This window comes from Cellulomonas sp. IC4_254, from assembly GCF_011603975.1.
Lineage (GTDB): Bacteria > Actinomycetota > Actinomycetes > Actinomycetales > Cellulomonadaceae > Cellulomonas.
In genome coordinates this window covers 1-2,647 of the sequence record NZ_JAANNB010000311.1, presented here as the reverse complement: position 1 = coordinate 2,647, position 2,647 = coordinate 1, and the positions used below count along the sequence as shown (strand labels likewise).

Annotated in this window: 3 protein-coding genes; 1 reads left to right on the top strand and 2 read right to left on the bottom strand. The window is 77.2% G+C overall.

What is annotated here, in order from left to right:
• The first annotated feature begins 127 nt into the window (after nucleotides 1-127).
• Nucleotides 128-1,012, top strand: coding sequence for an SDR family oxidoreductase (locus G6556_RS18220; RefSeq protein WP_166944485.1), 885 nt, complete (start codon nucleotides 128-130; stop codon nucleotides 1,010-1,012).
• A 213-nt stretch (nucleotides 1,013-1,225) separates the two neighbouring features.
• Here the strand turns inward: G6556_RS18220 and map are convergent, their stop codons facing one another.
• Both map and G6556_RS18210 read right to left on the bottom strand, forming a co-directional pair.
• A complete protein-coding gene (gene map, locus G6556_RS18215; RefSeq protein WP_166944483.1) occupies nucleotides 1,226-1,996 on the bottom strand; it encodes a type I methionyl aminopeptidase in 771 nt (256 codons plus the stop codon).
• Nucleotides 1,997-2,028: 32 nt separating this feature from the next.
• The coding region (locus G6556_RS18210; protein ID WP_240934717.1) for a TetR/AcrR family transcriptional regulator at nucleotides 2,029-2,647 on the bottom strand (619 nt) is incomplete at its 5' end.

Below are 2,647 nucleotides of genomic sequence, written 5' to 3'. Positions count from 1 at the left end.
GACGGGATCGTACTCTCACGCAGCGTCAGGGTTGCGGCGGATCCCCGTCGCCGACCGGTCCCGCGCCCGCTACCGTCGCTGCTGCCGGGGCACGCGCCCGGCGGGCCGACCGGTGCGGAGGAGACGCATGGACGACGACCTGATCGTGGTGACGGGCGCCTCGGGCCGGGTGGGCCGGCGGCTCGCCGTCCGGCTCGCCGCGGAGGGCGCCCACCAGCGCCTCGTGGTCCGCTCCGCCGACCGGGCTCCGTCGATCCCGGGCACCGAGACGGAGGTCGCCCTGAGCCCGGGCTACCGCGACGTGGCGTCGATGCGGGCGGCGTTCGCCGGCGCGCGGACGGTGTTCCTCGTGTCCGGGCGGGAGTCCGCCGACCGGGTCACCGAGCACCGCGCCGCCGTGGACGCCGCCGTCGACGCCGGGGTCGAGCGGGTGGTCTACCTGTCCTTCATGGGCGCGGCTCCCGACGCGACGTTCACGTTCGCCCGCGACCACTGGGCCACCGAGGAGCACATCCGCGCGTCCGGCCTGCGGTTCACGTTCCTGCGGGACTGCCTCTACCACGACGCGGTCGTGCGGTTCGTGGGCGAGGACGGCGTGATCCGCGGGCCGGCCGGCGACGGGCTGGTCGCGGCCGTCGCGCACGACGACGTCGCGGACGTGGCCACCGCCGTCCTGCTCGACGAGCGGGCGCACGCGCACGACGGCACGGTCTACGACGTCACCGGGCCGAGCGGGTACACGCTCGCGGAGGCGGCCCAGGTGCTGTCCTCGGCGACCGGCCGGGAGATCACCTACCACCCCGAGACGGTCGAGGAGGCGTACGCGTCCCGCGCGGGCTACGCCGCGGAGCCGTGGGAGGTGGACGGCTGGGTGTCGTCGTACACGGCGATCGCCGCGGGCGAGCTCGCGACGCCGTCGCCGATCGTGCGCCGGCTGTCGGGCCGGCCGGCGCAGTCGCTCGCCGAGTGGCTGACCGTGAACCCGCAGGAGTGGGCGCACCTGCGCGCCTGACGCGACCGGCCGGCCGCCCGCGCCGCCCGCGCCGCCGGGACGCGGAGAGGCGGGGGCGGCGCCCGACCTCCCCCGAGCGTGCGCCGCCCCCGCCCGTCCAGGCGTCCGTGCGACCGCGACGGGCGTCCGTCACACGGTGCCCGGCGGCGCTGGCCGCACGGCGTCGCCGGGGTGAACGCCGGACGTCGGCCGCGCGTCGGGTCGGCGGCGGGGTCAGCCCTTGCGCGCGGTCAGGACCAGCGGCCCGTCGGCGGTGATCGCGACGGTGTGCTCCGCGTGCGCGGCCCGGGAGCCGTCGGCCGTGCGGATGGTCCAGCCGTCGGGGTCGATCACGTAGCCGTCGCCGCCGGCCATGAACCACGGCTCGATCGCGATGACCAGGCCGGCCTTGAGCTTGAGGCCGGTCCCGCGGCGCCCGAGGTTCGGCACGTGCGGCTCCTCGTGCATCGTGCGCCCGACCCCGTGCCCGCCGAAGTCGGCGTTGATCCCGAGCCCGGCCGCGCGCCCGACCTCGCCGATCGCCGCGGAGATGTCGCCCATCCGGTTGCCCGGCCGCGCCTGCGCGATCCCGGCCGCGAGCGCCTCCTCGGTGACCCGGATCAGCCGCTGCGCGTCGGGGTCGGGCGTGCCGAGCTGGAAGGTCAGCGCGGAGTCGGCGACCCAGCCGTTCACCTGGGCGGCGAAGTCGATGCTCAGCACGTCGCCGTCCGCGAGCGCCTGCTCCGACGGCAGGCCGTGCAGCGCCGCGTCGTTCACGCTCGTGCAGAGCACGCCGGGGTACGGCATCGCGCCGAACGACGGGTGGTAACCGAGGTAGACGGAGTGCGCGCCGGCGTCGTCGATCAGCCGGTGCGCGTGCGCGTCGAGCTCCTTCAGCGTCATGCCCACCCGGGCGACGTCCTGCAGGCTGCTCAGCACGCGGGCCACGAAGGCACCCGCCGCCCGCATCGCCTCGATCTCGCGGGGTGTCTTCAGCTCGGCCACGCGCCCACCCTAGACGCGCACGGCGGCCCGGATCAGCCCGCCGCCCCGGCTCCGTCGGCCGCGAGCGCCGCGACGCCCGCCACCAGCATCCCGACCAGCACGTCGAAGCTGCGGTCCCGGTCCTGCGGCATCCGGAACCCGCCACCGAGCTCGAGGGCCACGAACCCGTGCACCCCCGCGCGGACCGCCCGCACCGCGTCGACCGACCGCTCCTCCGGCAGGTCGAACCCGCGCAGCGCGGCGGCGATCACCTCGACGGTGCGCGCGGCCGCGGCGGCCAGAGGTGCCGACTCGGGGTCCTCCGGGTCGGGGGCGACCTGGACGGCCGCGTACCGGCCCGGGTGCGCGTGCGCGTACTCCCGCATCGCGCCGGCGAGCGCCCGGACCGCCTCCGGTCCCGAGCGCCCGAGCGTGGCGTCGACCAGGCGGGCCGTCAGGTCCTGCACGGTGAGCACGGCGACCTCCCGGCGCAGCGCGGCGAGCGAGCCCACGTGCTTGTAGAGGCTGGGCGTCGCCACCCCCGCCTCGGCCGCGACCTTCGCCAGGGTGAGGTCGGCGAACCCGGTCGGCCCGCCCGCGTCCACGAGGTCGAGCGCGATCCGGACGACGGCCTCGCGGGACAGCCCGGCCCTAGGCACCGGCGGCCCGGTC